The sequence below is a fragment of the Anaerolineales bacterium genome, from assembly GCA_022866145.1.
GTDB lineage: Bacteria > Chloroflexota > Anaerolineae > Anaerolineales > E44-bin32 > PFL42.
The window spans coordinates 1-1,961 of record JALHUE010000043.1 but is presented as its reverse complement, the minus strand read 5'-3'; the positions used below and the strand labels follow the sequence as shown (position 1 = coordinate 1,961).

Genomic DNA, 1,961 nt, shown 5'->3' with positions numbered 1-1,961 from the left:
CGACCCCGACGTAGTACACATTTGAGAAGTCGACCACGGCCAGGCGCTCATCGGTGACCGAGATCGCTGCGATGGCGGCGTCGATCTGGCCGATTTGGAGCGCGGCGCCGAGCCCATCAAAGGCGAAGTCATTCATCTCAATCGGCACCCCGATCTTCTGCCCGATGGCTTTGATCAGGGCGACATCGAAGCCGTCCAGTACAAACTGCTCGTTGTAGTACTCAAAGGGAGCGTAGTCGCCGGTGGTGCCTGCGACCATCTTGCCGTTGGCCTGGATCCGGTCCCAGGTTGGATCCGCCGTCGCCGGCGCACAAGCGGCGGCCAGCAGGCCCAGAACCATCCCCGCCAAGACCATGCTCTTCCACTTCATCATCCATCCTCCATTTATCTTTATCGATGCGGGCTTCAGGTGCATTTCCCCGACGCCCAGCTTCTGGGCACCGGCCTCCCCCCGTATGTCGCGAGACGAGCGAGCCGCTGCTCGCTCGCGTTACGACGCTGGGTACATGGGCAGAGTGGACTATATCATTTCTGGCCACGTTTGACGAGGTCCCTCCGATTGCGGGTCTCCCGGCCTTATGCACCCCGGGGCCGTGGACCACCACCCGCCCCGCCTAGGAGCGAGCCCCCTCAGCCGATTCCCGTCGATTGCTGCTGCCGTCACCATCCGCACTTGCCTCGGGTGCGGCTGAGCGCCTCGACCCGCAGCACCATGGGTTGCTCGACAGATGGATCTCTGATCCCGAACTGTCGAAGCCGTCGTGCTTGACAAGGGGACACCGCAGCTTGTCACTTTGTGTCCGTCAACAAATCGCCTCGGGCTGGCCGAAGGCAAGTATGCGCCTAGAAAGGGCTCGAGGCGCTGGATGGAAGAACGCTTGTGCTCGACGCTCAAGAGGTCGTCCATCGCTCAGGGCGAGGGTGGGCCGGCCCGCCGGCCTTCTTTGCTCCAGGGCCTAGAGGCACCAAGGCTACTGGCCCTGGAAGACAAGCGTTACGTTGTCACCCCTGGAGAGTTGCAGCTGATTCCCGGCAACGGCGTAGCGGGTCACCCCCTCCAGGAGGACGAGGAACTTATTCTCCTGGGAGTTCAGCTCGTCCGTCGGACAGGCAAGCCGGGTGGCGGTCACGCCGGTGATCTTGATGGTTGACTCCTTGGCTCTGTAGCCGCCTGTGTAGGAGTTGCAGCTGGTGCTGCCGGAAAGGGTCCTGTCAGCTGCAAACGAAGCCGTCACTACCGAGCCGGGAACGGGATCAACCGGCGTGCCGGACTCATCGGCAATCAATACCAGCACCCAGTTCGGTCCCACCACGGGCGGTGGAGTTGGGGTCCACGTCGGCAGGGGTGCGCTGGTGACGCTGGGGCCGGGTGTGACGGTGGGGGCGGGTGTGCTGGTGACGGTTGGGGTCGGCATCTCGGGGGGGACAATGATTCCTACCCAGACGGTTTCGCCAAAGGCCCGACCGGCGGGGTTGAACATCTGCCAGAAGCCTTGGTACGCTCCGGATTCCGTCGGGGCCTTCAGGCTGACATCCATGTCAACCGTCTGCCTGGTCTGGACCTCGCCGACGATGGTGATTGGCCTCCCGCCCATTTGAGATTCAGGTTCATTGCCGTAAACGTAGCGCAGCTGGTACTGGTCGGTCCAGGCGCACGTCCCGACATTTCGAACGCGCCAACCCTTGTTGTATGATTCGCCCTTCTGGAACTCGGGCGGATTCTGCATGTTCTCATCGTCGTAGTTGAGATCTTCAATGTAGGCCATGCCGTCGATGCACGCCGCGGCCGATGGCGTCGGTGTCGCTCCCGGTGCGGGCGTTGCCTCCGGAGGCGGCGGGGGACTTGCGCCGGAGTGGGGGCCCAGGTACTGGTCGGTCAGAAGAGCGAGTGTGCCATCGTTGTCTAGCTCAACCAAGGCGCGGTTGAGCTCGGCCTGAAGCGTCACCGCACCCTGAGGGAT

Annotated in this window: 2 protein-coding genes; both read right to left on the bottom strand. The window is 63.0% G+C overall.

Annotated features, from left to right (window positions below):
* Window positions 1–373: transporter substrate-binding domain-containing protein (locus tag MUO23_01320; protein MCJ7511591.1), on the bottom strand; the 373-nt coding region annotated here is incomplete at its 3' end.
* 598 nt (window positions 374–971) lie between these two features.
* On the bottom strand, window positions 972–1,961 hold a 990-nt coding region (locus MUO23_01315; protein MCJ7511590.1), incomplete at its 5' end, for an NBR1-Ig-like domain-containing protein.